23 protein-coding genes are annotated in these 24,667 nt (G+C 33.9%); 13 read left to right on the top strand and 10 right to left on the bottom strand.

Annotated elements, in window-relative coordinates; all coding sequences use genetic code 11:
• Positions 1–34 precede the first annotated feature (34 nt).
• The 8 genes from DRF58_RS03145 to DRF58_RS03110 all read right to left on the bottom strand — a co-directional run bounded on the left by DRF58_RS03145 (position 35) and on the right by DRF58_RS03110 (position 6,802).
• The gene (locus DRF58_RS03145) at positions 35–607 is read right to left on the bottom strand and encodes a 5'-methylthioadenosine/S-adenosylhomocysteine nucleosidase family protein (RefSeq protein ID WP_116032743.1); all 573 of its coding nucleotides are present in this window, start codon (positions 605–607) and stop codon (positions 35–37) included.
• Positions 608–1,201, bottom strand: coding sequence for a LutC/YkgG family protein (locus tag DRF58_RS03140; RefSeq protein ID WP_116032742.1), 594 nt, complete (start codon positions 1,199–1,201; stop codon positions 608–610).
• A complete protein-coding gene (locus DRF58_RS03135; protein WP_245955355.1) occupies positions 1,194–2,483 on the bottom strand; it encodes a lactate utilization protein B in 1,290 nt (429 codons plus the stop codon). Before DRF58_RS03135 ends, DRF58_RS03140 begins: the two co-directional genes overlap by 8 nt.
• 105 nt (positions 2,484–2,588) lie before the next feature.
• Positions 2,589–3,338: a (Fe-S)-binding protein gene (locus DRF58_RS03130; protein ID WP_116032736.1), complete on the bottom strand. Its 750-nt coding sequence runs from the start codon at positions 3,336–3,338 to the stop codon at positions 2,589–2,591.
• 176 nt (positions 3,339–3,514) lie between these two features.
• The gene (fabG, locus tag DRF58_RS03125) at positions 3,515–4,258 is read right to left on the bottom strand and encodes a 3-oxoacyl-[acyl-carrier-protein] reductase (RefSeq protein ID WP_116032734.1); all 744 of its coding nucleotides are present in this window, start codon (positions 4,256–4,258) and stop codon (positions 3,515–3,517) included.
• 46 nt (positions 4,259–4,304) lie between these two features.
• The gene (locus DRF58_RS03120) at positions 4,305–4,970 is read right to left on the bottom strand and encodes a hypothetical protein (RefSeq protein ID WP_116032731.1); all 666 of its coding nucleotides are present in this window, start codon (positions 4,968–4,970) and stop codon (positions 4,305–4,307) included.
• Positions 4,967–5,641, bottom strand: a complete 675-nt coding sequence (rsmI, locus tag DRF58_RS03115) for a 16S rRNA (cytidine(1402)-2'-O)-methyltransferase (protein WP_116032728.1) — start codon at positions 5,639–5,641, stop codon at positions 4,967–4,969. Before rsmI ends, DRF58_RS03120 begins: the two co-directional genes overlap by 4 nt.
• Positions 5,642–6,802 carry a hypothetical protein gene (locus tag DRF58_RS03110; RefSeq protein WP_116032726.1) on the bottom strand — a complete coding sequence of 387 codons (1,161 nt, stop codon included), beginning with the start codon at positions 6,800–6,802 and terminating at the stop codon, positions 5,642–5,644. It lies immediately after the preceding gene.
• 124 nt (positions 6,803–6,926) lie between these two features.
• Between DRF58_RS03110 and DRF58_RS03105 the strand changes: the two genes are divergently transcribed.
• The 8 genes from DRF58_RS03105 (at position 6,927) to DRF58_RS03070 (ending at position 16,184) form a co-directional block, all read left to right on the top strand.
• Positions 6,927–7,517 (top strand): thymidine kinase, encoded by a 591-nt coding sequence (locus DRF58_RS03105; protein ID WP_116032888.1) that lies wholly within the window; start codon positions 6,927–6,929, stop codon positions 7,515–7,517.
• Between the two features lie 54 nt (positions 7,518–7,571).
• Complete coding sequence (locus tag DRF58_RS03100) at positions 7,572–7,910, top strand: hypothetical protein (RefSeq protein ID WP_116032724.1); 339 nt, start codon at positions 7,572–7,574, stop codon at positions 7,908–7,910.
• A complete protein-coding gene (locus DRF58_RS03095) occupies positions 7,888–8,190 on the top strand; it encodes a type II toxin-antitoxin system RelE/ParE family toxin (RefSeq protein WP_116032722.1) in 303 nt (100 codons plus the stop codon). Before DRF58_RS03100 ends, DRF58_RS03095 begins: the two co-directional genes overlap by 23 nt.
• Positions 8,187–10,631 carry a bifunctional UDP-N-acetylmuramoyl-tripeptide:D-alanyl-D-alanine ligase/alanine racemase gene (locus DRF58_RS03090; protein ID WP_116032720.1) on the top strand — a complete coding sequence of 815 codons (2,445 nt, stop codon included), beginning with the start codon at positions 8,187–8,189 and terminating at the stop codon, positions 10,629–10,631. The genes DRF58_RS03095 and DRF58_RS03090 overlap by 4 nt, the downstream gene beginning before the upstream one ends.
• 3 nt (positions 10,632–10,634) lie before the next feature.
• On the top strand, positions 10,635–12,794 hold the full coding sequence (locus DRF58_RS03085) for a patatin-like phospholipase family protein (RefSeq protein WP_116032718.1): 2,160 nt from the start codon (positions 10,635–10,637) through the stop codon (positions 12,792–12,794).
• 4 nt (positions 12,795–12,798) lie between these two features.
• The gene (gene ybeY, locus DRF58_RS03080) at positions 12,799–13,215 is read left to right on the top strand and encodes an rRNA maturation RNase YbeY (protein ID WP_116032715.1); all 417 of its coding nucleotides are present in this window, start codon (positions 12,799–12,801) and stop codon (positions 13,213–13,215) included.
• 191 nt (positions 13,216–13,406) lie between these two features.
• Complete coding sequence (gene mnmG / locus DRF58_RS03075; RefSeq protein ID WP_116032713.1) at positions 13,407–15,269, top strand: tRNA uridine-5-carboxymethylaminomethyl(34) synthesis enzyme MnmG; 1,863 nt, start codon at positions 13,407–13,409, stop codon at positions 15,267–15,269.
• A gap of 93 nt (positions 15,270–15,362) precedes the next feature.
• Positions 15,363–16,184 (top strand): class I SAM-dependent methyltransferase, encoded by an 822-nt coding sequence (locus tag DRF58_RS03070; protein WP_116032711.1) that lies wholly within the window; start codon positions 15,363–15,365, stop codon positions 16,182–16,184.
• Between the two features lie 683 nt (positions 16,185–16,867).
• On the opposite strand, the gene DRF58_RS03065 is transcribed toward DRF58_RS03070, so the two are convergent.
• Positions 16,868–18,058 (bottom strand): phosphoglycerate kinase, encoded by a 1,191-nt coding sequence (locus DRF58_RS03065; protein WP_116032708.1) that lies wholly within the window; start codon positions 18,056–18,058, stop codon positions 16,868–16,870.
• A 736-nt stretch (positions 18,059–18,794) separates the two neighbouring features.
• Here DRF58_RS03065 and rpiB point away from each other — a divergent pair.
• The 5 genes from rpiB (at position 18,795) to DRF58_RS03040 (ending at position 24,089) form a co-directional block, all read left to right on the top strand.
• The gene (gene rpiB, locus DRF58_RS03060; protein WP_116032706.1) at positions 18,795–19,226 is read left to right on the top strand and encodes a ribose 5-phosphate isomerase B; all 432 of its coding nucleotides are present in this window, start codon (positions 18,795–18,797) and stop codon (positions 19,224–19,226) included.
• A gap of 242 nt (positions 19,227–19,468) precedes the next feature.
• Entirely contained in the window at positions 19,469–21,619 is a 2,151-nt protein-coding gene (gene rnr / locus DRF58_RS03055; protein WP_116032704.1) for a ribonuclease R, read from the top strand.
• A gap of 199 nt (positions 21,620–21,818) precedes the next feature.
• Positions 21,819–22,496 carry a LysE family translocator gene (locus tag DRF58_RS03050; protein ID WP_116032701.1) on the top strand — a complete coding sequence of 226 codons (678 nt, stop codon included), beginning with the start codon at positions 21,819–21,821 and terminating at the stop codon, positions 22,494–22,496.
• A 279-nt stretch (positions 22,497–22,775) separates the two neighbouring features.
• Positions 22,776–23,714: a S66 peptidase family protein gene (locus DRF58_RS03045; RefSeq protein ID WP_116032699.1), complete on the top strand. Its 939-nt coding sequence runs from the start codon at positions 22,776–22,778 to the stop codon at positions 23,712–23,714.
• A 6-nt stretch (positions 23,715–23,720) separates the two neighbouring features.
• Positions 23,721–24,089: a YraN family protein gene (locus DRF58_RS03040; protein ID WP_116032696.1), complete on the top strand. Its 369-nt coding sequence runs from the start codon at positions 23,721–23,723 to the stop codon at positions 24,087–24,089.
• Between the two features lie 75 nt (positions 24,090–24,164).
• Here DRF58_RS03040 and DRF58_RS03035 read toward each other — a convergent pair whose 3' ends face one another.
• The gene (locus DRF58_RS03035; RefSeq protein ID WP_116032693.1) at positions 24,165–24,665 is read right to left on the bottom strand and encodes a superoxide dismutase family protein; all 501 of its coding nucleotides are present in this window, start codon (positions 24,663–24,665) and stop codon (positions 24,165–24,167) included.
• Between the last annotated feature and the right edge of the window lie 2 nt (positions 24,666–24,667).

The following is a 24,667-nucleotide window of genomic DNA, read 5'->3' as shown; positions in this document are numbered from 1 at the left end:
AAGGAACTCAGTTTTGAGTTCCTTTTTTTATTATTTAAAGATTGTCTAATTCTCTTCTCAACGCAATCGATGCTTTTTTGACCTCTTGCGTCCAATCATCGGCTGCATTTCCGTCTGCGCCGTCAGAAATATATTTCAGACAGAGAAAATCGATTTTTTCATATTCTGCAACTTTCGCAAGGGCAAAAGCTTCCATATCGATGACATTATATTCCGGATTGATATGTTCCATTTCAAACTGGTCGCCGGAACCGCAGATTCCGTTGGGGAGATTTTCTACATTTAATCCATATTCCAGAAGAATTGGTTCGCCGGAAAGTGGCGTTTCAAACTTCTGAAAACCCAACGCTCTGACATCCATATCTCTCTGAATAAAACGACCGCAATTAACAACACTACCTCTGTCAAAAGTTGTACTTCCGGCCGTTCCAAGATTAATGATCAAATCTGGTTTAATTTTCTGAATGGCTTTTATAAGATTATAAGTTGCCTTAACTTTTCCTATTCCTACAAAGATTTTATTATAGTTATCAAATTGGTTCCCCGCTTCAGATTCTAGTGCAAAAACCAGAAGGATGTTGCTGTATTGTTTCCCGTTTATGGTCATCTATAAGCTTGGTTTTTTGAGAAAAAATAAAGTTAGGGTGCGCGCTCCTTGGGCGCCGTGCACCAAAACGGCATTGATGTCCGCCGTGGCAGAAGGTCCCATAACAAAACAACCATAATGCGCTGCCGGCAACTGCACCCTCTGATAAGCCGTGTGCATATTCTCCGTAATGTCGGTGGGATCCAGCAGAACGGCCAAATGCTGGGACAGGTAGCCCAAAGAATTGGTAACCAATGATTTTTCCGTCACCCAAACCATGCCCATCTCCGCCACACCAAATTCGGCCCGGAAAATTCCCAAATCTACATGATTGAGATCTGCAGGGTTTTCCACTTTTATATCCTGATTTCCAATCCACTCAGGTGTTGCAGAGCAGGTGACCTTAGCATCGGGAAGTTTTTTATACATGATTGCCTGTGCTTCCTCAACAGATGAAACATCGTAAACATCAACGGCGGCTATTTTGGCACTTTGTTCAAAATTTTTCTTGAGATCCGCATCTGGTTTTTTGTAATCCGGAATTAGTGGATATTCAACTTTTTCTCGGTTTTGCAGGTTAGATCGTACGCTGCTAAGTAATTGCTCTTTAGTCATTTTCTTTCCTGTTTTTTTTGTACCAGTCGCGGAATGTTTCTTTTTGTATATCCGGCAATTCCCTGTCTTCTACCCAAGGGTCTAGTGCACTGTTATCCAACAGGAATTTGGGTAAAATGTGCGTCATATTGTAAGCTGCTTTTTCCATCTTTTCAAAAGCTTTTGGATTGCCTAAAAGCATGTCCGCAGCAGCAAAAGCCAAACGTCTTCCGAATGGTGTTTTCTTTTTCTCCATCATCACTTTCCGCCATTCTATAATCTGATCGGCTATATCGATATGAACCGGGCAAATCTCTGTACATGAGCCACATAACGATGAATGAAATGGCAATTCTGAATAAGTATCTTCATCAAATGTAGGATCCAAAATAATCCCGATAGGCCCGGAATAGGTGGCACCATAAGACAAACCACCACTTCTTCTGTAGACAGGGCAGGTATTCATACACGCGCCACAACGGATGCATTTGAGGGAATGCCAAAATTTATCCAGGGACAAACGCTTGCTCCTGCCATTATCTGTAAGTACAATGTGCATCTCCGAACCTTCCCGCGGTCCGGAAAAATGCGACGTATATTGCGTTGCTGGCGTTCCTAATGCGCTTCTTGACAACAGTCTTATAAAAACCCCTAGATCTTCCACTTTTGGGACTAATTTTTCGATACCAATACTGGCGATGTGAAGTGGCGGAAGGCTTGCTGTGAGATCTGCATTGCCCTCATTGGTACAAACTACAAAAGTCCCCGTTTTTGCAACAGCAAAATTAGCACCTGTCATCCCTGCATCGGCTACCAGAAATTTTGGACGGGCATTGTTCCTCATTGCTTCTGTCAAAGAACTTGGATCGTCATTATTAGGATCAGTCCCAATTTTTTCAGCGAAAAGTTTGGCAATATCTTCTGTATTTTTTTGGATGGCGGGCATTACAATATGGCTTGGCCGTTCGCCTGATAACTGCTGAATACGCTCGCCCAAATCGGTTTCCAGAACATCAATGCCTCTTTTTTCCAGAAACGGTGTCATCCCACATTCTTCCTGCAGCATCGATTTGCTTTTGATGAGCCTCTTGGCTCCTTTGGACTGCAGAATATCATAGACAATGGCATTATGTTCATCAGCATCTTTTGCAAAATGGACAGTAATCCCATTTTTTTCTGCGTTTTCGACGAACATCTCTATGTAATGGTCCAGATGGGTCAAAGTATGTTCTTTGATCTGCGACGCCAAATTACGGAGTTCTTCCCATTCCGGGATTTGCGACGCCACTGTGCCGCGTTTCATAACGGCATTCCAGAGGTTTTTATCGTGTTGCGCTTCGTGCACGTCATCTTGTTTGATGAACTTGCGCGCATTATCTTCTACGTTTATTTTTCCCATTTGATTTTTTTAAAAAGGTCCGTTATTCAAAACCTGAGCAATATGAACAAATTTCAGCCCGGATTTTTCCCGTTTGGCAATCCCTTCCTGATGCATCAGGCAAGACATATCGGGGGAAACCACATATTCTACCTCGTGCCTAGTGTAGTCTGCCACTTTGTCCTGCCCCATCTTGGAAGATACAGCCTCATCGGTAACACAGAAAGTCCCTCCAAAGCCACAGCATTCTTCTGGCCGGTCTATGGTTTTTACATCTACACCCGCTACTTTTTTCAGCAAATCTTCGGTTTTATTAAAGTAAGGTTCTTGCCATTCAAACCGGGAGGCTACATGAAGACCTCGGATGGAACTGCACGAATTGTGAATGGCTACTGTATGCTGAAAATCTGCCCAGGGAAAATCCTCAATCTTGAGGACATCATGCAGAAACTCCACCAGTTCTATGGTTTTTGTGCGAATCTCTTTTACGGTTTCGGTTTGTGGGATGGCATCCATGTGAAATTTGACGTGCTTTACACAGCTTCCTGCAGGGCCAACGATATAATCAAAATCCAAATCGTTGAAATTTTCGCAAAACTGAGTCTCCGTCTTTACGGAATGCTTCTGGTCTCCCTCGTTGGCCATGGGCTGACCGCAACAGGTCTGCTGCAGCGGAACAGTGACTTCTACACCTAAACGCTCCAAGAGCTCCAGCGTGGCTATTCCCACTTTTGGGTAAATAAGGTCTATATAACAGGGAATAAACAGTGCTACTTTCATTACAATCTTTTCTAGAACTACTAAATTAATACTAATTCTACGTTCCCGAAAGCCTGACTTCTAAAAATTCCTACTTCGTTTTCAGTTTATAATCAGTAAAAATAAAGCACCGGTTGAAACAAAAAAAGGCTCCTGAATAAATCAAAAGCCTTATATCTCTGAAAGTTAAACACTTGTTAAGTCAACATTCCTCCGTCAACATTCAGAACCTGACCTGTTACATAAGAAGATAATTCACTTGCGAAGAAAACACACGCATTTGCAACATCTGCTGGTTGTCCTCCTCTTTTCATTGGGATCCCATCTCTCCAGCCTTGAACTGTCTTTTCATCCAAAGCAGCTGTCATTTCAGTTTCGATGAAACCTGGTGCGATGGCGTTGCAACGGATATTTCTAGAGCCTAATTCCAAAGCAATAGACTTAGTAAAACCAATTGCTCCAGCTTTTGAAGCAGCGTAATTTGCTTGTCCAGCATTTCCTTTTACACCTACAACAGAAGTCATATTGATGATAGAACCAGATTTTGCTTTCATCATTGGTTTGATAACCGCTTTTGTCAAGTTGAAAACCGAATCCAAATTAACTTTTATAATTGTATCCCAATCTTCTTTTGACATTCTCAACATCAAGTTATCTCTTGTGATTCCTGCATTATTTACCAAAATATCAATCGTTCCGAATTCTGCCAATACATCCTCAACCAACTTTTGAGCGGCATCATAATCCGAAGCATCTGATTGATATCCTTTGATTACTGTTATCTTGCTTAATTCCGATTCTAATTCTTTAGCTTTTTCAACAGAACCAGCATAAGTGAATGCTATTTTTGCACCTTCTTTGGCAAAAACTTCAGCAATTCCTCTCCCGATTCCACGCGTTGCACCAGTGATAATTGCAACTTTACCTTGTAGTAATCCCATATATTTTTATAATGTTTTCTAATTTTAATATGGCAAAAATAATACTTTAAATGAATTTTGCAGATTTTAGTTCTTCTTTATCCATATCCATTCTATCCGAAAACCATTCTAAAACTACTTTTTTAAATTCAATTTTATTAATTGTATTCGAAGTTCTTCTAACTCTAAAATAATTTTCCATAACAACTTTATTAACGAGTCCTTCAACAGTTGATACTTTAAATTCCTTTCCCTTTTTAAATATAAAACCAAAAAAATAATAATTAAAAATCGCTAAAATTAAGGCATAAAAGAAGTGGAAAAAAAACAATAAAATTACTCCTATCCACAAAAAAATTGCCGAATAAAAAATCCAATTTTTTGGCTGAAGAACATTAAGTTCGAATCCTAATTCGGTTTCAATTTCTTTTACTTTATGAATTCGATTATTTTTTGGAATTAATTCTGCCAAATCTGTACTAGGCTTAATATTTTGATTTCCAATATTCAATTTATCCAGAACATTTCTCAATTTGTAAAAAGCTTGTTGACTAGCACAATCACTAGAATTTTCATAATCAAATTTATTTGAAATGGCTTCTGTTAATTCTTCAATATTTTCAATGGAATTTAATTCATCTTGATTAAAATGAATTCCGTATTGCTTCTCAAATTCCTGAAAAGAATAATCCAAATCTTCTAGCTCTTCTCTATCTAGTTTGCTATTTTTCATAATGCATTATTCACAATCAGAACAATTTCACCCTTTAAAGTTTTGCTTTTCGAGAATTCAATTAACTCATTGATTTTTCCTCTTTTAGTCTCCTCGAATTTTTTTGAAATCTCTCGACTTAAACTTGCTCTAGTTTCTTCTCCAAAAAACTCTTTGATCTGTTCAAGTGTTGTATTGATTTTATGCGGACTTTCGTAAAGAACAATTGTCTTTTTTTCTTCAGCCAATTGTTTCAATTTAGTTTGTCTTCCTTTTTTTTGAGGAAGAAATCCGGCAAAAAGAAACTCATTATTTGGTAATCCTGAAACTACAAGTGCTGGAATCAACGCTGTTGCGCCAGGAAGGCAAATCATTTCCAAATTTTCATCCGCACAAGCTTTTGCCAAGAGATAACCTGGGTCTGAAATTCCCGGAGTTCCTGCATCGGTAATGATGGCAATGTTTTGACCATTTTTGAGGTCATCAATCACTTTTTGTGTAGCTTGATGTTCGTTATGTAAATGATAGGATTTCAGAGGTTTAGATATTTCGTAATGTTTTAGAAGAACGCCAGAAGTTCTTGTATCTTCACACAAAATATAATCCACTTCTTTCAGAACTTTCACAGCTCGGAAAGTCATATCTTCCAGATTTCCAACTGGTGTTGGAACAAAATATAAAATACCGCTCATCTACAAAAACCTATTTTCCACCAAAGTCCAAAGCCTCTGTGCATAATTATCCACCTTTTTCCAATCTCTCTCGTAATAGATATCGCTTAAAAATTCCTTAGCTTTTTCCAGAGAATTGAAAGAATTCAGAATGGAAACGACTTGGTTAAGTTCACTTTGGCTTCCATTAAATAAATACTGAGAAAAAGCAATTCTATCATTCAAATCCAGCTTGAATTCCGGTTTTGGTTTCGGCGCTTCCATATAATCTGTCGGCACATTATTTTTTAGAAGACTTCCCGAAGTTTGAACCGGAACAGGTTTTTCTTCCTCTTCCAAATGGTCATCATCGAACAAAGATTTTGCAATTTTCAAACCTTTGATATTGGCCAATTTGAATTTCTTATCGTGAGATTCTGCTTGAGTTTGAGATTCATAAACTTTCTGAGTATTTTCTTCTGAAAACTCAACGATTTTTCTTCTGTTTTCTTCAAGTTCTTTCAGTTTAGCTTCTTTTTCAGCTAATCTAGCTTCATAATCATCATTAGAAACTTCAGCAATTGGTTGTTCTTTTTCCATTGCGAAAGAGAATTGACTGTCTTGCATCGGTTCCAATTTCTCCGTTGCTTCTTCTAAAAGAATTTCTTCAGGAGTTTGTGTTTCAATTGTTTCTTCGGATTCATTGATGATGTCTTCTGCCACATTAAGCGGAGTCGAAATTTCAGAAATTACTTCATCTATTTGTTCTTCATTTTGAACTTCAATGATTTCACTTGTAGCTTCATTTTCCAAAACCGGTTCTTCAAACAAATCTTCTTGAGCATTAATTTCTTCAAAAGAATGAACTTCTTCTACTTCCGGAACGTCATCAAAAATATCGTGAACCTCGGTTTCTTCAACTACAATTTCTGCCACTTTATTTTCTTCTTCAAAATCTTCTACAGAAATTAAATTTAAATCAGATTTTGTTAATTGATTTTCAATAATTTGCAAAGGTTCAATTTCGGTTGACGAAAACTCAAAATTCTGAGAAACTTTAAGAAAAGAAAATTTTTGATACAACTGATTGATTTCATTTTCCTTCATCAAAATATCTTCGTAAGTATCAGATTTTGATAATTCTGACAAAAGATTCTTTATCTCTTCGAAAACTTTATCGTACGATTCCCGCCAATTTTGCATAATATATCTTATTAATTTTTACTTAAATTTGATGCTTATAAATTTAAGAACAATTTTGTTCCCAAAAAGGTTTCATCAAGTTTTTTCTTTTATAATTTTAAAACAATTTTTTGCTAAATTAATAATGTTTTTAGAAAATACAATTAATCATTCCAAACAAAGCGGTTGGATGGAAGTTATCTGCGGTTCTATGTTTTCCGGAAAGACGGAAGAACTCATCAGAAGACTTCGTCGCGCAGAAATGGCTGGCCAGAATGTCGAGATTTTCAAACCGAAAATTGATACACGATATTCTGATGAAGATGTCGTTTCGCATAATAAGACGAAAATCCGAAGTACATCTGTGGAAAGTCCTTCCGAAATTCTTTTGTTGGGCTCTAATTGTGATGTGGTTGCGATAGATGAAGCGCAGTTTTTCGATGAAAGCATTGTTGACGTAGCTAATCAATTAGCAAACAACGGAATCCGGGTTGTGATTGCAGGATTGGATATGGATTTTCTTGGTCGTCCTTTTGGACCAATGCCCAATCTTATGGCAACTGCTGAATATGTGACCAAAGTGCACGCAATATGTAAAAGAACAGGAAATCTTGCCAATTATTCAATGAGAACTTCTGCAGGAACAGAATTGGTGGAACTTGGAGAAACTGAAGCTTACGATGCTGTGAGCAGAAGAGTTTTTGTGGATGAAGTTTTGAGAATCAATAAAGATTAATATCATTATTTTAATTAAATTTGTTTAAATTTTAATAGTAAAAACTCTTACAAAATGATATTAGAAATTAAAAATTATATAAAAATAAGTAATTCCATTGATGAGATTTTGAAGAACTCTCCTTTTAAAATCAAATATATCATTGAGAAAAGCGGAATTTCTGAACCTACATTTTTTAGAAAAATGAAAGAAAAGAAATTCAATCCGGAAGAGTTGCTCAAGATTGCGGAAATTATCGACCCTGAAGTTACTTCAAAAGATGATATTCTAAAGGCTATTGACGAAGGTTTGGAAGATGTTAAAAACGGCAGAATAACCGAACATTCTGTTGTTATGAGTGAAGCAAAAGAAAGAATTGCAAGAAAGAGAAATGAACATCTTTTGGACAAATAGAGCGAAGTCAGATTTAGAAAATCTGGAAGATTTTCTTATAGAAAATTGGGGATTCGATGTATTGGAAGATTTTTATGAGATTCTGGAGAGAAAAATTTCATTGCTTAAAAATGGGAATTTAATTCATCAGAAATATGAAGATACGGATTTTCATAAATTATTGATTACCAAACATAATTCTATTATTTATGAGATTGCAGGAAATCAAATCAATCTTTTGAATATGATTAATAATTTTCGAAATCCAGATTCTAATTACAAAACAATTACTGAAAAGTGAATTACACTTTAAAACAAATATCCGAAATAACAAAATCGGAAATCGTTGGAAATCAAGATATCAAAATCAAAAATTTGGCGTTTGACAGCCGAACGATTTATTCTACAAAAAATACTGCGTTTCTTGCGATAAGCACCAAAAAAAATTCCGGACAGAAATATATAGAAACTGTTATCGAAAAAGGAATTGATACTATTATTACTGAAAATAAAATCGACAATTCTTCTATCAATCAAATCATTACAGAAAATTCCGTTGAGTTTTTGCAAACACTTGCCAAATATCATTTTGAACATTCTGATATCAATTCGATTGGAATTACCGGAAGTAACGGAAAAACGATTCTGAAAGAATGGCTTTATCAATGTCTTTCTAATGAGTTTGTTACAGTTAAAAGTCCGAAAAGTTTTAATTCTCAAATCGGTTTGCCTTTATCAATATTGCAAATCGATAAAAAGCACGAATTAGGAATCTTCGAAGTTGGAATTTCCAAGCCGGACGAAATGGAAAAACAGGAAAATGTTTTCCATCCAAAGATTGGATTATTGACACATATTGGAACTGCTCATTCAGCAAACTTCAGTTCTGAAGAAGAATTAATTAATGAGAAATTGAAGTTATTCAAACAATCAGAAATTATATTTTTTAATTCTGATAACGAATTGACAAACAAATTAATCAATCAATTATATTCAAGTAAAAAATTAATATCATACGGATTAAAAAGTAATAATAATATTACGATAATGTCTGATGTTAATGACCGAACTCAGGATATTAAAATCAAATATTTTGAGGAAGAATTTTCTTTACCAATTAATCAAAGAGATGAAGCGACTTTAACAAATGTTTTGGCTTTGATTGGAATTCTGAAAGAGTTCAACTTGCCAAATCTTCAAATCAAAGAAAAAATCGATGCACTCAAAGCGATTGAAATGCGTCTTGAAAGCATCGAAGGAATTAGAAATAATTTGATTATCAATGATTCATACAATCTGGATTTGGATTCTTTGAAAATTGCTTTTCAGTTTATCGGCGAATATAACAAACCTAAAAACTCTCTGATTCTAACAGATATTTTGGATTCTAATGAGAATTCGGAAGAACTATATTCTGAAGTTTCTGAGCTGGTTAACGAACAAAAATTCGATAAAGTTTTCTTGATTGGCGAGGAAATTAGCTCGTTTTATAAATTATTTAATTCTGAAACTTTTACTTTTAATAATACCAATCAATTCATTGAAAGTAAAGTCATTAATGATTTAGAAAACCAAGTCATTCTTCTGAAAGGTGCAAGGAAATTCGAGATTGAAAAAATCAAAGAAATTCTTGAACTCAGAAAACACGATACAGTTTTGGAAATCAATCTCAACGCCATTCTTCATAACATTAATTTCCATAAATCTTTGCTAAAACCTGAAACTAAAATGATGGCAATGGTAAAAGCAAATGCTTATGGTTTAGGAAGTTATGAAATTTCCGAATTTCTCCAACATCATCATATTGATTATCTTGGTGTTGCATTTGCAGACGAAGGTGTTGAATTAAGAAAAAAAGGAATCACAACTCCGATAATTGTGATGAATCCTGAACAGCACAGCTACGACAGCGTTATTGAATATAATCTGGAACCCGAAATCTACAGTCTTCGGGTTTTAGAATTATTCAATGAACAATTGATAAAATCTGGAAATCAACAGAAATATCCGATTCATATCAAGCTGGAAACAGGAATGCATCGCCTTGGTTTTAAGGATTTTGAATTAGATGAATTAATTGAAAAATTAAACTCGATGAATGTCAAAGTTCAGAGTATTTTTAGTCATTTATCTTCTTCTGACATGCCTGACGAAAAAGAATTTACTTTGAATCAATTAAAAACATTTGAAAAAAATTCGAGTTATTTGATTGAAAAATTGGGTTATCAGCCAATAAGACATATCTTAAATTCTTCCGGAATCACCAATTATACTGATTATCAATACAATATGGTAAGAATTGGAATCGGAATGATTGGAGAAACTTCGAATCCTGACATTAAAAAACAACTTCAACATTCTGTTAGTTTTAAAACTGTAATTTCACAAATTTCAGAAGTTAAAATAGGAGAATCAGTTGGTTATAGTAGAAGATTCAAAGCTGAACACGATACCAAAATTGCGACAATTCCGGTTGGTTATGCAGACGGAATTCCGAGATTAATTGGAAATAAAGTTGGAAATGTTGGAATTAATAATAAACTTAGTCCAATTGTCGGAAGTATTTGTATGGATATGATGATGATTGATGTAGATAATGTTGTTGCAAAAGAAGGCGATTCTGTAACGATTTTTAATTCAAACCCAACACTTGAAGAATTTTCAAAATATTGTGGTACAATTACTTATGAAGTATTAACTTCGATTTCTCCAAGAGTCAAAAGAATCTATATAAAAAATTAACAAATGACTAAGAAACTCTTTTATTTGGTTACCTTTCTCGCTTATCTGATGAGTTATTCTCAGGTAAAAGAAAATCTTGTCATTCCCAAAAATCCGAGAATTGGATTGTCTCTTTCCGGTGGAGGCGCAAAAGGTTTTACGCACGTTGGAGTTTTGAAAGTCTTAGATTCTCTTGGCGTTAAAATCGACTATATTTCCGGAACAAGTATGGGTGCGATTGTCGGCGGTTTATACGCTTCCGGCTACACAGGTAAAGATATTGAGAAAATTGTAATGGATACGGATTTTTATTCCTTAATAACAGAACCTAAAACAAGACAGGAAACCAGTTTTTTCAATAAAAATGTCGATAAATATCTGTTCACAGTTCCTCTTAAAAACGGAAAAATTTCTTTTCCATCTTCCATTAGTACGGGACAGAGAAATGTTTATATGTTGAAAGAATTGCTTAGAAATGTATCCAATATTGATAATTTTTCCAAGCTTCCAATTCCGTTTATGTGTATTGGAACCAATCTTGAAAGTGGCGAAATGAAAATTTTTGAAAAGGGAGATTTGGTTTCTTCCATTATGGCTAGCTCTGCTTTTCCTTCGCTTTTAGACCCTGTAAAAATTGGAGATAGTCTTTATGTTGACGGCGCAATGACGGTTAATTTTCCTTCAAAACCTCTTAAAGATAGGGGAATTGATATCGTGATTGGCGTTGACCTTAATCAACCTTTAGCAAAGCGTGAAAACCTGAACAACATTATTTCTATTCTGAATCAAATCATTGATTTCGGGATTCAAAAAGAAACGAAAAATCAATATAAATACACCGATATCAATATCAAACCGAACCTTACAGGAATGACTGCTACAAGTTACGATGACAAACGAAAAATCCTTGACAGCGGTTATGTAGAAGCTCAAAAATATGTTGATATTTTGAACGAATTACCCAAACGTAATTTCCAAAGGGTAAGGTCTTCTATCAATCCAATCTATTCCAGTGTTTACAAAATAGACAGTCTTGTCGTGGAAAATGGCAGAATATATAAGTCCAACTATGTTCGTGGAAAAATGGGGCTTACATTGCCTTCTATGCAGACTTATGGAAGCATCAACAAGATGATTGATAAACTGTATGCAACCAACAATTATAAGTTTATCAATTACGACATCGTTCAGGAAAATAATGGAAGTTATCTTAAACTATATGTTACCGAGGACGATTCTCGCCATTTTTTGAAATTTGGACTTCATTATGACGAAGTTTTCAAGACTGGACTTTTGCTTAATTATTCTGCAAAACGTCTTCTTTTTAGAAATTCAAACTTGTCAGTTGATGTTGTGATTGGAGATAATCCTCGATATTATTTTAATTATTTTATTGATAACGGTTACATTCCAGGTTTTGGAATTTATTCTACAGGGATGACTTTTGATCTCAAAAACTTTGATAATAATATCACAGAAACTTGGGATTGGTTCAGAAACGAGATCTTTTTGCAATCTGTATGGAAAGACAAATTTGCAATTGGCGGAGGTATCAGTCATGATTATTTTGAAAGTAATATGAATGGTACCAACAAAAATGTAGAAAAATACCTAAGTCCATATTTATTTTTGAAAAGCGATACTCAAAACGATAAAGATTTCCCAACAAGAGGATTTTATCTTAATGCTGAAGGAAAAATTATAGACCTTTTCAATTCAGACTTAGAGAAAAAACCAATTACTATCAAAGCGGATATCAAAATGAATTTCTTTATATCAAAGATGTTCACTTATCGTTTAAATCTTTATGGAGGAATTACTATTGGAGAAGAAACTCTGCCATCATTTTATAAATACAGAGTTGGTGGGATTTTTGAACAATCTATTGTCAATTTCAAAAGATTGAATGGCTATCAATTCGCTTCTTTGTCAGATAACAATATTTTTATTGCATCCAATGATTTCCAGTTGAGATTTAGCAAAAACTATTTTTTAGTTGGTAATTTCAGTTTGGCAAATATGTTCAGTTCTATAAAATTCGAAGAAGCAGCGAAACTTAATTACAGCTCTGTTGGACTTACGGCAGGTTACAAATCACCATTTGGACAGATAAAAATCAATTACAGCAAATCACTTAACAAACATAAAGGCGTATTCAGTGTCATTTTAGGACATTGGTTTTAATAAAATGATAAACTATTTTTTCGAAAATATCGATTCTCGAGATATTCATCCAGACACTTCAAAATGGTTGGAAAACCTTATTATTTCAGAAAACAAAAAGCCTGGAGAAATCAATTACATCTTTTGTGATGACGATTATCTTCTTAAGGTTAATCAAGATTATCTCGATCACGATTATTACACAGACATCATCACATTTGACTATGTGAAGGGAAAAACCATTTCGGGAGATATTTTCGTATCTTTGCCGCGCATTTTGGACAACGCCTCTACCCTATCTCAAAACTTTGAATCAGAATTCAATCGCGTTTTGGCTCACGGGATTCTTCATCTTTGCGGATACAAGGATAAAACCGAGGAAGAACAAACCCAAATGCGAGCAAAAGAAGATTTTTATATCAATCAATTTAAAAATTTTTAGGAGCTATTTCCCGCTTTCCGCTCATACTCCTCACGCCAATGTTTTTCCAAAAGCTAGTTGCGGGGTAACCGCTACAAAGCGAAGAATGAGCTTCGACGATTCAATAAAATAAATAATATTGATTCACTCGGGGCTAGTTCCAATATTACGGTCAATGTTCCACGTGAAACATTACCTTTAAAATATAGAATATGATAAGCGAAATATACGACGTAATTGTAGTTGGAGCTGGTCACGCAGGTTGCGAGGCTGCTGCTGCTGCTGCCAATCTTGGTTCAAAAACACTCCTTGTTACAATGAATATGCAAACCATTGGACAAATGAGCTGTAATCCTGCAATGGGAGGAATTGCAAAAGGACAAATTGTAAGAGAAATAGATGCAATGGGAGGTTATTCTGGCATTGTAGCGGATAAGTCTGCAATCCAGTTCAAGATGCTGAATCTCTCCAAAGGTCCTGCAATGTGGTCTCCAAGAACACAAAATGACCGAATGATGTTTGCAGAAGAATGGCGTTTAGCACTTGAAAACACACCTAATCTTGACTTTTTCCAAGATATGGTAAAGCAACTCATCATCGAAAATAACAAAGTTGCAGGTGTTATAACTTCTCTTGGAATCGAAATCAAAGCTAAATCTGTTGTTTTAACGAACGGAACTTTCCTGAATGGATTAATTCACGTTGGAGACAAACAATTAGGCGGTGGAAGAATGGGAGAACCAAGAGCTTTTGGAATTACTGAACAATTAGTTTCTTTAGGTTTTGAAGCTGGTAGAATGAAAACTGGAACTCCTCCTCGAGTGGACGGAAGAAGCTTAGATTATTCCAAAATGGAAGAACAAAAAGGCGATGAAAATCCTCAGAAATTCAGTTATTTAGACACACCTAAGTTAACCAAACAATTAAGCTGTCATATCGTTTATACAAACGAAACTGTACACGATATTTTACGTGAAGGATTTGACAGAAGTCCGATGTTTAATGGAACAATTCAAAGTTTAGGCCCAAGATATTGTCCAAGTATTGAAGATAAAATCAACCGTTTTGCTGAGAGAAACAGACATCAATTATTTGTGGAACCAGAAGGTTGGAAAACTGTGGAAATCTATGTGAATGGATTCAGTTCTTCACTTCCAGAAGATGTTCAAATCAAAGCGATGAAACATATTCCAGGTTTCGAAAACGTAAAAGTTTTCCGACCAGGTTATGCTATTGAATACGATTACTTCCCTCCTACCCAACTGAACCATACCTTAGAAACAAAACTGGTTGAAAACCTTTATTTTGCTGGTCAAATTAATGGAACAACGGGTTATGAGGAAGCTGCAGGACAAGGTTTAATTGCAGGAATCAATGCTCATAATAAAGTTCACGATAAAGGAGAATTTATTTTAAATAGAGATGAAGCTTATATCGGAGTTTTAATTGATGATTTGATTACAAAAGGAACTGAAGAACCTTACAGAATGTTCACTTCCAGAGCAGAATATAGATTGCTTTTAAGACAAGATAATGCGGATATCAGATTAACTGAAAAGGCTTATAAGCTTGGTTTAGCTAAAGAAAACAGACTTAGAAAAGTTGAAGAAAAAATCGCTAAAAGTGAAGAATTAGAGGCATTTCTAAGAGAAACTTCGCTTAAACCAGGAATTATTAATCCTATTCTTGAAACAATTGAATCCTCTCCTGTTGACCAAGCTTACAGAGCAGCTCAAATCTTAACACGTCCTAATATGACTTTGGAAAGATTAGAAGCAATTGAGGCAATAAAAGATGTTGCTTCAACTTACAAAGATGAAGTAAGAGAACAGGCAGAAATCAATATCAAATACAAAGGTTACATAGAGAAAGAAAAGGAAAATGTTGCTAAACTAAATAGATTAGAAACTATTAGAATTCCTGAAGATTTTGATTATTCCAAAATCACCTCTCTTTCTGCTGAAGCTAAACAAAAAATGGCGAAAGTAAAACCTAAAACCATTGCTCAAGCAGGAAGAATCAGTGGTGTTTCACCAGCAGATATTAATGTTTTGTTGATTTATTTAGGAAGATAATTAGCAATGTTCCACGTGAAACATTTAGCATTAAAAGTTCAGTATTTCGAGTTTGAAATTTTGAATGTTGAACTTTAAACTTTGAATTAAAATATGAAAATTAAAGACCATTTTCTTACACAAGAAGAATTTGAAATTGTAGAAACAGAAACAAAAGGTGTTTTCAAAACCTCTCCTATTCCATCTAATATTTCAAAATATTATGAGAGCGAAGATTATATTTCGCATTATCAGGATTCGGGAAGTTTGAAAGAAAAACTTTATAAATTTCTACAGTCTTTTAATCTTCAATACAAAAAAAATATACTTATTGATAGAATTAAAAAAGGTTCTAACGTTTTAGATTATGGTTGCGGAGCCGGAGAATTTGTAAAATATATTGAAAATGATTTTCAAACTTTTGGATTTGAACCAGATTCAGATGCCAGAAATGCAACAATCAATAAAACTCAAAAAGCAAAAATTATTGATGATTTAAACTTAATTGACAATCAGAGCTTAGATGCAATTACTCTTTGGCACGTTTTCGAGCATATCGAAAATCAAAGCGAGATGTTAAAAGCTTTTCACCAGAAATTAAATGAAAAAGGATTATTAATTATTGCTGTTCCAAATCCAACTTCTTATGATGCGAAACACTATAAAGAATTTTGGGCAGCGTATGATGTACCAAGACACATCTATCATTTTTCAAAAAATGGAATGGAAAATCTGATTTCTAAAAATCCAGATTGGAAATTAAGAAAAATCAAACCTCTCCTACTCGATTCATTTTATATCTCGATGTTGAGTGAAAAATATAAGAAATCACCTCTTTTTTGGCTAAAAGCTGTGTTTCACGGAACGATTTCTAATGTAAAAGCACTTTTTTCGAACGAATTTTCAAGTTTGATATATATTATCGAAAAAAAATAGAAAATCGATTTTTGATATATTTATGAAGGTCAATTTTTAACCATTTTGTGCAAAAGTTGTTAATAAATACAAAATTTAGCAAAATTTCAGTCATTTTTTATTTTCAATTTAAATCGCTGAGAATCGCTTAAAAAATTTTTATTAAAACTTATTCAAGTATAAAGAAAATAAAACCCGACAATTAATAAGTCGGTTTTTATTATTTAAAAGAATAAACTTTAAAAACTCCTATTAAATAAAATACATTTACACAGAAAAGGTAAAAATTAAATTACTGTATCATCCAGAGAATTATATAACAATCGTATAAAACCCAAAATATATTTTAAATAAAATAATACTCCTATTCTATTAATAAATAGGACTTGAAAAAAATTGAACTAAAAATTAAACATTTTGAAGATAATTTTTATATAAAATTTTTTAGAACTAATTTTTAAAGTTTAATAATAGATCTCAAAGAAAAAAGATTTTTACTATAATTCTAAAACGTAATTTCTAGACATAATGTTTGAAAATTGTTAATAATTTAAAAAATTTGGAAAAATATAAGTCATATTTGATTTTCATTTGAAATCCCTGAGAATCGCTTAAAAAATTTTTACTGAAACTTATTTAAGTATAGACAAAATAAAAACCGACAAAAATTGTCGGTTTTTTAATTTATGTAGAAAAGTAAATTTCTATTTGTTAATTGCAGCAACTCCTGGAAGTTCTAAGCCTTCCAAACTTTCTAACATTGCTCCTCCTCCAGTTGAAACATAACTCACTTTATCAGAATAACCAAATTGTTTTACAAATGCAACACTGTCTCCTCCTCCAACTAATGAGAAAGCACCCAATTTGGTAGCTTCTGCAATACTATCTCCTAAAGCTTTAGTTCCAGCAGCAAAATTTGACATTTCAAAAACTCCGATAGGTCCATTCCAAAGAATTGTTTTAGAATTCATCAAAACATCGTTAAAGATTTCTCTAGATTTTGGACCTGCATCCAAACCTTGCCAATCTTCAGGAATCTCGTTAATATCAGCATCTCTTCTCTCTGCATCATTATTAAAATCATTTGCAATTACAACATCCGTAGGAAGATAAACATTTACGTTATGTTCTTTTGCTTTAGCCAAAATTTCTATAGCAAGATTCAATTTATCATCTTCAACAATAGATTGTCCTATCTTTCCACCAAGCGCTTTGATAAACGTAAAAGACATCCCACCACCAATAATTAAGTTATCAACTGCAGGTAGAATATTTTCTATAATCGTAATTTTTGTAGAAACTTTAGAACCTCCAAGTATCGCAGTTACAGGCTTTTCACCAGATTTTAGAACTTTATCAATCGCTACTAATTCTTTTTCCATTAGTAAACCGAAAAATTTAGTAGAAGGAAAGAAATTAGCAATTACAGCTGTAGAAGCGTGTGCTCTGTGAGCAGTTCCGAAGGCATCATTCACGTAAGCATCACCTAATTTAGACAGCTTTTCTGCAAAAGCTTCATCACCTTTTTCTTCTTCATTATGAAAACGTAGATTTTCCAGTAATAAAATTTCTCCAGCCTGAAGTTCAGCAGCAGCCTGTTCAGCCTTCTCTCCTACTGATTCCACCACAAACTTAACATCCTGACCAAGAACTTTAGAAACTTCGCTCAAAACGTGTTTAAGAGAATATTTGTCATTCACCTCTCCTTTTGGTCTCCCAAGGTGCGTCATTAATATAACAGAACCACCGTCAGCCAAGATTTTATCAACTGTAGGTTTTACAGCAACGATTCTTGTATTATCTGTCACATTAAGATTCTCATCCTGAGGAACATTGAAATCAACTCTTATTAAAGCTTTTTTGTTTTTAAAATCGAAATCTTTAATTGTTTTCATTTAAAATATATTTAAGGTTTTTATTGAGATTTGAAATCACTCCTCCTCTCTTTGTTTCACAAATTTAAAACTTATTCCTTCCTTTCGGAAATTTTATTCTCAAAAAAATTCCACAAACTTTTCTTACAATCATAAACAACTTTTTTTTTCTTTTTAAAAAAAATAAGATTGTAGTTTATTGTTGTAGACGAGAGTATGGGGATAAATAAATCTTAAATATTTTATCACAATAAATGTAGATTAATTAAGACTTTTTTAACAGTTCTAATGTTCTTTAAATCAATAGATTAATGATGTTATCAACAATTGTTGATAAATTTAAAATCAACTCATTATTCAAAACCATCTTGCGGATAAATGAAGGGAATCTCCAATAAAAGTTTTCTAAAAATTTTGTTAAAATATTTGTCGACAGTTTTCATTACAAAATTTGTTTTACAATTAAAAGAATTATTTAAAAGAAGTTATCCACAGGTTTTCTAACAATTTCTAACAATCTATTATCTATTAATTAATAATATCAAAAATTGTTTGATTTTTATATATTATAATATTAATTATGTTGATATATAATTACTTAATATAAGATATTATTATTAATTCTATTAAAATATAGTGACAACAATTGCAAAATATGTAGTAATTTTATACTGAAATAAATGAATAATTAAAAAAAGGAAATGAAATCGCTTATAAGAGATTCCATTTTACCATTAAAAATAATAAGTAAATAAAAATGAAAAAGATTGCAATAGCCGCAGACCACGCCGGTTTTGAGTACAAAGAATTGATAAAAAAATACCTCGAAGGTAAATATGAAGTTCAGGATTTTGGAACCTACTCTACTGATTCTGTAGATTATCCCGACTTTGTACATCCTGCTGCAAGTTCTGTGGAAAAAGGAGAAAACGAATTAGGAATCTTAGTTTGTGGAAGTGGAAATGGTGTTCAAATCACAGCAAACAAACATCAGAAAATAAGATGTGCACTTTGTTGGATGCCGGAAATTGCTTCTCTTGCAAGACAACATAATGATGCGAATATGATTTCGATTCCGGCGAGATTCATTTCAAAAGAATTGGCTTTCGAGATTGTAGATAAATTCCTCACAACTGATTTCGAAGGTGGAAGACATCAGAACCGAGTTGATAAAATCGCATTCTGCTAGATATAAAGACTTACAATTTTGTAAGTCTTTTTTATTTGAATTAAGATGAAAAAATCCAATTATTAATAAAGTTGTATCTTTGCAACGCATTTCACAGAGAAAGTTCTTTCTCACGAAACCATAAATTAATACAAAGGTTTCCCCAAACTCCCCTATTTTATTTTATCTTTAATAAAAATTAAATCCTGTTTTAGGATTATTGTTATTGGATACAAATGAAGATGAATTTTAAATTTTAAACAATGAAAAACAAAAAACATATAAGTCATAAAAACGACCAAAAACTTCTGGATATCGGAAGGAAAATTATTCGTTTTATGAATCAGAAAACTTCTAAAATCTACAATTACAAACAGATTGCGGAAGGTATAGATTATAAAAATCCAAGACAAAGAGAGCTGGTAATTCAGGCGCTTCACAGACTCTTGGCAAGTCAGAAAATCAAAGAAACTGAGAAAGGAAAATATATTGTTAACCTCAATATAGAAGGGACTTTGACAGGTGTTATAGATTTCAATCAATCCGGAAATGCTTATGTAAAAGTGGAAGGAATCAATGATGATATCTTCGTCCATCAGAAAAATGTAAAAGATGCTTTACAAGGCGACAAAGTCCTGATTGTTACTTACAATTTCAAAGGCAAAAAGCTGGAGGGTTCTGTGGTAGAAGTTTTGGAAAGAGCAAAAGAAATTTTTGTTGGAACTTTTCAGAAGATTTCGGACAAAGATTTCGGATTTGTTGTTTTGGATAAGAAGAAATTGAATACTGATATTTTCATTTCCAAAAACCATTTTAATGGCGCAGAAGATGGCGATAAAGTGATCGTAAAAATGCTGGAATGGAAACCTGGAAGCAAAAACCCAGAAGGTGAAATCACAACTGTTCTTGGTGCTCCAGGAGACCACGAAACAGAAATTCATTCGATTTTAGCAGAATATGGTTTGCCTTACAATTTCCCACCAGAAGTGGAACACGATGCAGACCAAATCGACAGAAGTATCAATGCAGATGAAGTCGCAAAACGTTGGGATATGCGTGATATTCTGACATTTACGATTGACCCGAAAGATGCTAAAGATTTTGATGATGCTTTGTCTATTAGAAAATTAGAAAATGGACTTTGGGAAATCGGCGTTCACATTGCGGATGTTTCTCATTATGTGAAACCTGGGACGATTTTGGATGAAGAAGCTTATAACAGAGCAACTTCAGTTTATCTGGTTGATAGAGTAGTGCCGATGCTTCCGGAAGTTTTGAGTAACGATGTTTGTTCTTTGCGACCAAATGAAGATAAATTCACTTTCTCAGCCGTTTTCGAACTGGATGAAGATGCGAAAATCCATAAACAATGGTTTGGTAGAACAGTTATCCATTCGGACAGAAGATTTGCTTACGAAGAAGCTCAGGAAAGAATAGAAACTGGAGAAGGAGACTTGGTTGAGGAAATTCTTCAGCTGGATAAATTAGCCAAAATAATGAGAGCGGAACGTATCAAAAATGGTGCGATTACGTTTGATAGGAGCGAGGTGAGATTCAATCTGGATGAAAATAACAAACCGATTGGCGTTTACTTTAAAGTCAGTAAAGATTCCAATCACTTGATTGAAGAATTTATGCTTTTGGCGAATAAAAAAGTCTCCGAATTCATTTCATTAAATAAAAGAAATGAACCAACTGGAAACACTTTCATTTATAGAATTCACGATGACCCAGACCCAGCGAAATTAACCGCTTTGCGAGATTTCGTAAGAACTTTCGGTTACAAAATGGATTTGGCAAATACCCAAAAAGTCGCTGAATCTTTGAATAAATTATTGAGTGATGTCAAAGGCAAAGGCGAAGAAAATATGATTGAAACTTTGGCAATGAGAAGTATGAGCAAGGCGGTTTATTCCACAGACCCGATTGGACATTACGGACTTGGCTTCGAATATTATTCGCACTTTACATCGCCAATTCGTCGTTATCCGGATTTGATTGCGCATAGATTGTTACAGCATTATTTGGACGGTGGAAAATCGCCAAATAAAGAGGAAGTGGAAGAGAAGGCAAAACATTGTTCAGCAATGGAAAGATTAGCTTCTGAAGCGGAAAGAGAAAGCATCAAGTTTATGCAAGTCAAATTTATGGAAGACCACGTTGGCGAAGTTTTCTCAGGTGTTATTTCCGGTGTTGCAGAATATGGTTTCTGGGTAGAAATTCCGGAAAATGGAGCAGAAGGAATGATAAAACTGCGCGATTTAGTGGACGATTCTTATTCTTTGGATGCGAAAAATTATGCGATTATCGGTTCAAGAACAGGCAATACTTATCAACTTGGAGACGAGGTAAAAATAAAAGTTGTAAAAGCTAATTTGATTGCTAAGCAACTGGATTTTAAGATTGTCAATTAGAATTAATTTCTTACTGAGATTCAATTTTATAACCTTAGAAAAACTCTCGCAGATTATTTTGATTTTACAGATTTAGAATATCAATAAAAATCTGCTCAATTAGCAAAATCTGCGAGATAAGTTATATTAACTTCAATTTATCAGAGTATCTTAAATTTTAAATCTCTATTTTTACAGCCGGTTCTGAAATTTAAAAAAAATGCTCGAACTCATTTTATACGCTGTCGGATTAGGAATAATGCTAAGTTTGGTCTTTATTGGACCTATTTTTTTCCTACTGATAGAAACCAGTTTTTCCCGCGGTCCAAGACACGCCATTGCTTTGGATATCGGAGTAGTTTCTGCTGATTTACTTTGTATCGTTGTCAGTTATTACGCCAGCGCTGATTTGGTAAGTCTTATTGATAAACATCCCGGATTTTACCGGATTTCGGCGTTTCTCATCTTGATTTATGCCATTTATATGTTGCTTTCCAGAACCAAAATGCATATCGAAGGCGAAGAAAAACTCATCGATCAGAATTATTTCAAAACCTTCCTTAACGGCTTTTTACTCAATTTACTTAACATTGGTGTTGTTCTTTTTTGGTTAGTAACAGTTCTTTCTGTTCGGAAAGAATATCCGAGAGTTCAGGATTTTGTCCTTTACATTGGGATTGTAATTGGAACATATCTTCTTATAGACCTTTCCAAAATTCTTTTAGCAAAGCAATTCCACGATAAGCTTAATCAAAGAGTAGCCAATAAAATAAGGAAAGCAGTAGGTTGTATTTTGATATTATTCAGTTTTTTTATTTTCCTTCAAAGCTTCAAAAAGTTCAATAAGTTCGACGAGAAATTAGAACGAGCAGAAAAACAGCAGCCGAAGATTAAGTAGAATTATTTGGACAACTTATCCGCCTGTAGTTTATCCTGAGCTTGTCGAAGGGCTCAATAGTTCAAGTCGGGTTGCAGATTCAACATAAATCGACGGTTAACATATAAACCCAATTTTGTCATTCAGTATGAATCTAAATGGATGAGATTCCTATGCAATGACAAAATAACTTGAGAATTTTTGCTGAGCGAAGCGTCTTTGTGACCCTAAAATATTTTCAATAAAATAAAAAAATCTTTGCGACCTTTGCGTTAAATCAAATACATCAAAAATACACAAATGCAAAATATTATTTTCCCAAAACCGCTCAAAAAAGGAGATAAAATAGCCATTATTTCACCGGCAGGTTCTGTTGAGATTCCGCAATTGGAAAAAACTTTAGAATTAATCAAATCCAAAGGTTACGAACCTATTTTAGGCGAAAATCTCTACACAAAATACCAAAACGGCTATTCATACGCCGGAACCGAGAAACAGCGAATAAACGATATCAATTGGGCTTTAAATGACAAAGAGATTTCTGCAGTCTGGACTTCAAGAGGTGGTTATGGTTGTCAGCATCTTTTGCAGGATTTGAAACTAACTGAGTTCAAGAAAAATCCAAAATGTTATATCGGTTATTCTGACAATACGGTTATTCAAAGCTATTTGTTGAAAAAAGGTTTTGCATCTATCCACGGACAAACCATTAAAACTTCAAGTTTTGGCGTTACAGAAGAAAGTTATGAATTGATTTTTGATATTCTGAAAGGCAAGAAACTCAATTATAAAATAGATTCAAATCCAAATAATAGAGTAGGAGAGACTTCCGGAATTCTGGTTGGTGGAAATCTTGCGTTGGTTTATGCACTTTTAGGAACCAGTTATTCCTTTGATTTCACAGATAAAATTTTATTCATAGAAGATATTGGCGAGAATTTTTATGCGCTGGACCGAATGATAATGAGTCTGGAATTAGCGGACGTTTTCAAAAAAATCAAAGGATTAATCATTGGAGGAATGACCAATATGGGAAAAGAAACCGAGAACAAAGAATATGAAGAATCCTTCGATTCATTTGCTTATCAATTAATTGCTGACAGAGTCTCCAAATATGATGTTCCAACAGTTTTTGGCTTTCCAAACGGACATATTTTTGATAACAGACCGTTGATAATTGGCTCAGAAATCAATCTGAAAGTTGGTAAAAAAGTTATTGTTGAATTTCATCAATCGTAATCTACAATGGCTGACCACAACGATTTTGGCAAAATAGCTGAAGATTTAGCAGTTGATTTTTTAGTTAAGAATCAATATAAAATTTTGGTTCGCAATTTCCGTTACCTCAAAGCAGAAGTTGATATCATTGCGGAATTTGAAAATCAAATAATTATCGTAGAAGTAAAAGCCAGAAATACCGATGCTTTTCTGGAACCTCAAGAAGCAGTTAACAAGAAGAAAATCAAATTGTTAATATCAGCTTCCAATTATTTCATTGAGGAAAATAATATTGATAAAGAAATCCGGTTTGATATTATTTCGGTACTTCCAAACAAACAAAAAACTTTGGAAATTCATCATATCATTGATGCTTTCCAAAGTTTTGAAATATAGTTTTTTAGACTAATAGATAAAAGACTTTCTGTTTAGAATCTATCATCTATCAGTCTATTTTCTCAAAAGTCTAACCTATTTTATCTCGACACACCCAACTCTTCCGCCCGCATTTCCAGTCGGTTGCGTATGGAAATCATCAACTCCTGCGTGGATTACAATGGCCTTTCCAATGATATTTTTCATTGGGTCATCACAACCAAGACACCATTTATCAGTGGTAAAGACCAATCGTGCCCGACCGTCTTTTTTAGCATCTAGGTTTCCAATATCTCCCATATGGAAATGTTCTGTATCCCATTTTCCGTGGTCGTCTTTTGAAGGATTCCAATGTCCGCCTGCAGAAGAAGCATCTGTTGCACCGCAATTTCCAAATTCGTGGATGTGAACAGCGTGAAGACCTGGTGTTAATTTGAAAACGCTCAAATCCATTTCGACTTTACCTTTTTTTTGCTTGAAATTAGCCGTTCCCTGAGTCTCTGTATGAGATTTTGGACGAATGATGTATTCTTTTGAAATAGTTTTGCAAGAAGCTAGTGTAAGTCCCACAATACCAATAAGTATTAGATTTTTCATTA

This window comes from Epilithonimonas hispanica, assembly GCF_003385395.1.
Classification (GTDB): Bacteria; Bacteroidota; Bacteroidia; order Flavobacteriales; family Weeksellaceae; genus Epilithonimonas; species Epilithonimonas hispanica.
This window is presented reverse-complemented; position numbering and strand designations above follow the sequence as displayed.

Coding starts and splice junctions, on each gene's coding strand:
- DRF58_RS03145 (WP_116032743.1), bottom strand. CDS start 607: ATGACCATAAACGGGAAACAATACAGCAACATCCTTCTGGTTTTTGCA.
- DRF58_RS03140 (WP_116032742.1), bottom strand. CDS start 1,201: ATGACTAAAGAGCAATTACTTAGCAGCGTACGATCTAACCTGCAAAAC.
- DRF58_RS03135 (WP_245955355.1), bottom strand. CDS start 2,483: ATGAAACGCGGCACAGTGGCGTCGCAAATCCCGGAATGGGAAGAACTC.
- DRF58_RS03130 (WP_116032736.1), bottom strand. CDS start 3,338: ATGAAAGTAGCACTGTTTATTCCCTGTTATATAGACCTTATTTACCCA.
- fabG (WP_116032734.1), bottom strand. CDS start 4,258: ATGGGATTACTACAAGGTAAAGTTGCAATTATCACTGGTGCAACGCGT.
- DRF58_RS03120 (WP_116032731.1), bottom strand. CDS start 4,970: ATGAAAAATAGCAAACTAGATAGAGAAGAGCTAGAAGATTTGGATTAT.
- rsmI (WP_116032728.1), bottom strand. CDS start 5,641: ATGAGCGGTATTTTATATTTTGTTCCAACACCAGTTGGAAATCTGGAA.
- DRF58_RS03110 (WP_116032726.1), bottom strand. CDS start 6,802: ATGCAAAATTGGCGGGAATCGTACGATAAAGTTTTCGAAGAGATAAAG.
- DRF58_RS03105 (WP_116032888.1), top strand. CDS start 6,927: ATGTTTTTAGAAAATACAATTAATCATTCCAAACAAAGCGGTTGGATG.
- DRF58_RS03100 (WP_116032724.1), top strand. CDS start 7,572: ATGATATTAGAAATTAAAAATTATATAAAAATAAGTAATTCCATTGAT.
- DRF58_RS03095 (WP_116032722.1), top strand. CDS start 7,888: ATGAACATCTTTTGGACAAATAGAGCGAAGTCAGATTTAGAAAATCTG.
- DRF58_RS03085 (WP_116032718.1), top strand. CDS start 10,635: ATGACTAAGAAACTCTTTTATTTGGTTACCTTTCTCGCTTATCTGATG.
- ybeY (WP_116032715.1), top strand. CDS start 12,799: ATGATAAACTATTTTTTCGAAAATATCGATTCTCGAGATATTCATCCA.
- mnmG (WP_116032713.1), top strand. CDS start 13,407: ATGATAAGCGAAATATACGACGTAATTGTAGTTGGAGCTGGTCACGCA.
- DRF58_RS03070 (WP_116032711.1), top strand. CDS start 15,363: ATGAAAATTAAAGACCATTTTCTTACACAAGAAGAATTTGAAATTGTA.
- DRF58_RS03065 (WP_116032708.1), bottom strand. CDS start 18,058: ATGAAAACAATTAAAGATTTCGATTTTAAAAACAAAAAAGCTTTAATA.
- rpiB (WP_116032706.1), top strand. CDS start 18,795: ATGAAAAAGATTGCAATAGCCGCAGACCACGCCGGTTTTGAGTACAAA.
- rnr (WP_116032704.1), top strand. CDS start 19,469: ATGAAAAACAAAAAACATATAAGTCATAAAAACGACCAAAAACTTCTG.
- DRF58_RS03050 (WP_116032701.1), top strand. CDS start 21,819: ATGCTCGAACTCATTTTATACGCTGTCGGATTAGGAATAATGCTAAGT.
- DRF58_RS03045 (WP_116032699.1), top strand. CDS start 22,776: ATGCAAAATATTATTTTCCCAAAACCGCTCAAAAAAGGAGATAAAATA.
- DRF58_RS03040 (WP_116032696.1), top strand. CDS start 23,721: ATGGCTGACCACAACGATTTTGGCAAAATAGCTGAAGATTTAGCAGTT.
- DRF58_RS03035 (WP_116032693.1), bottom strand. CDS start 24,665: ATGAAAAATCTAATACTTATTGGTATTGTGGGACTTACACTAGCTTCT.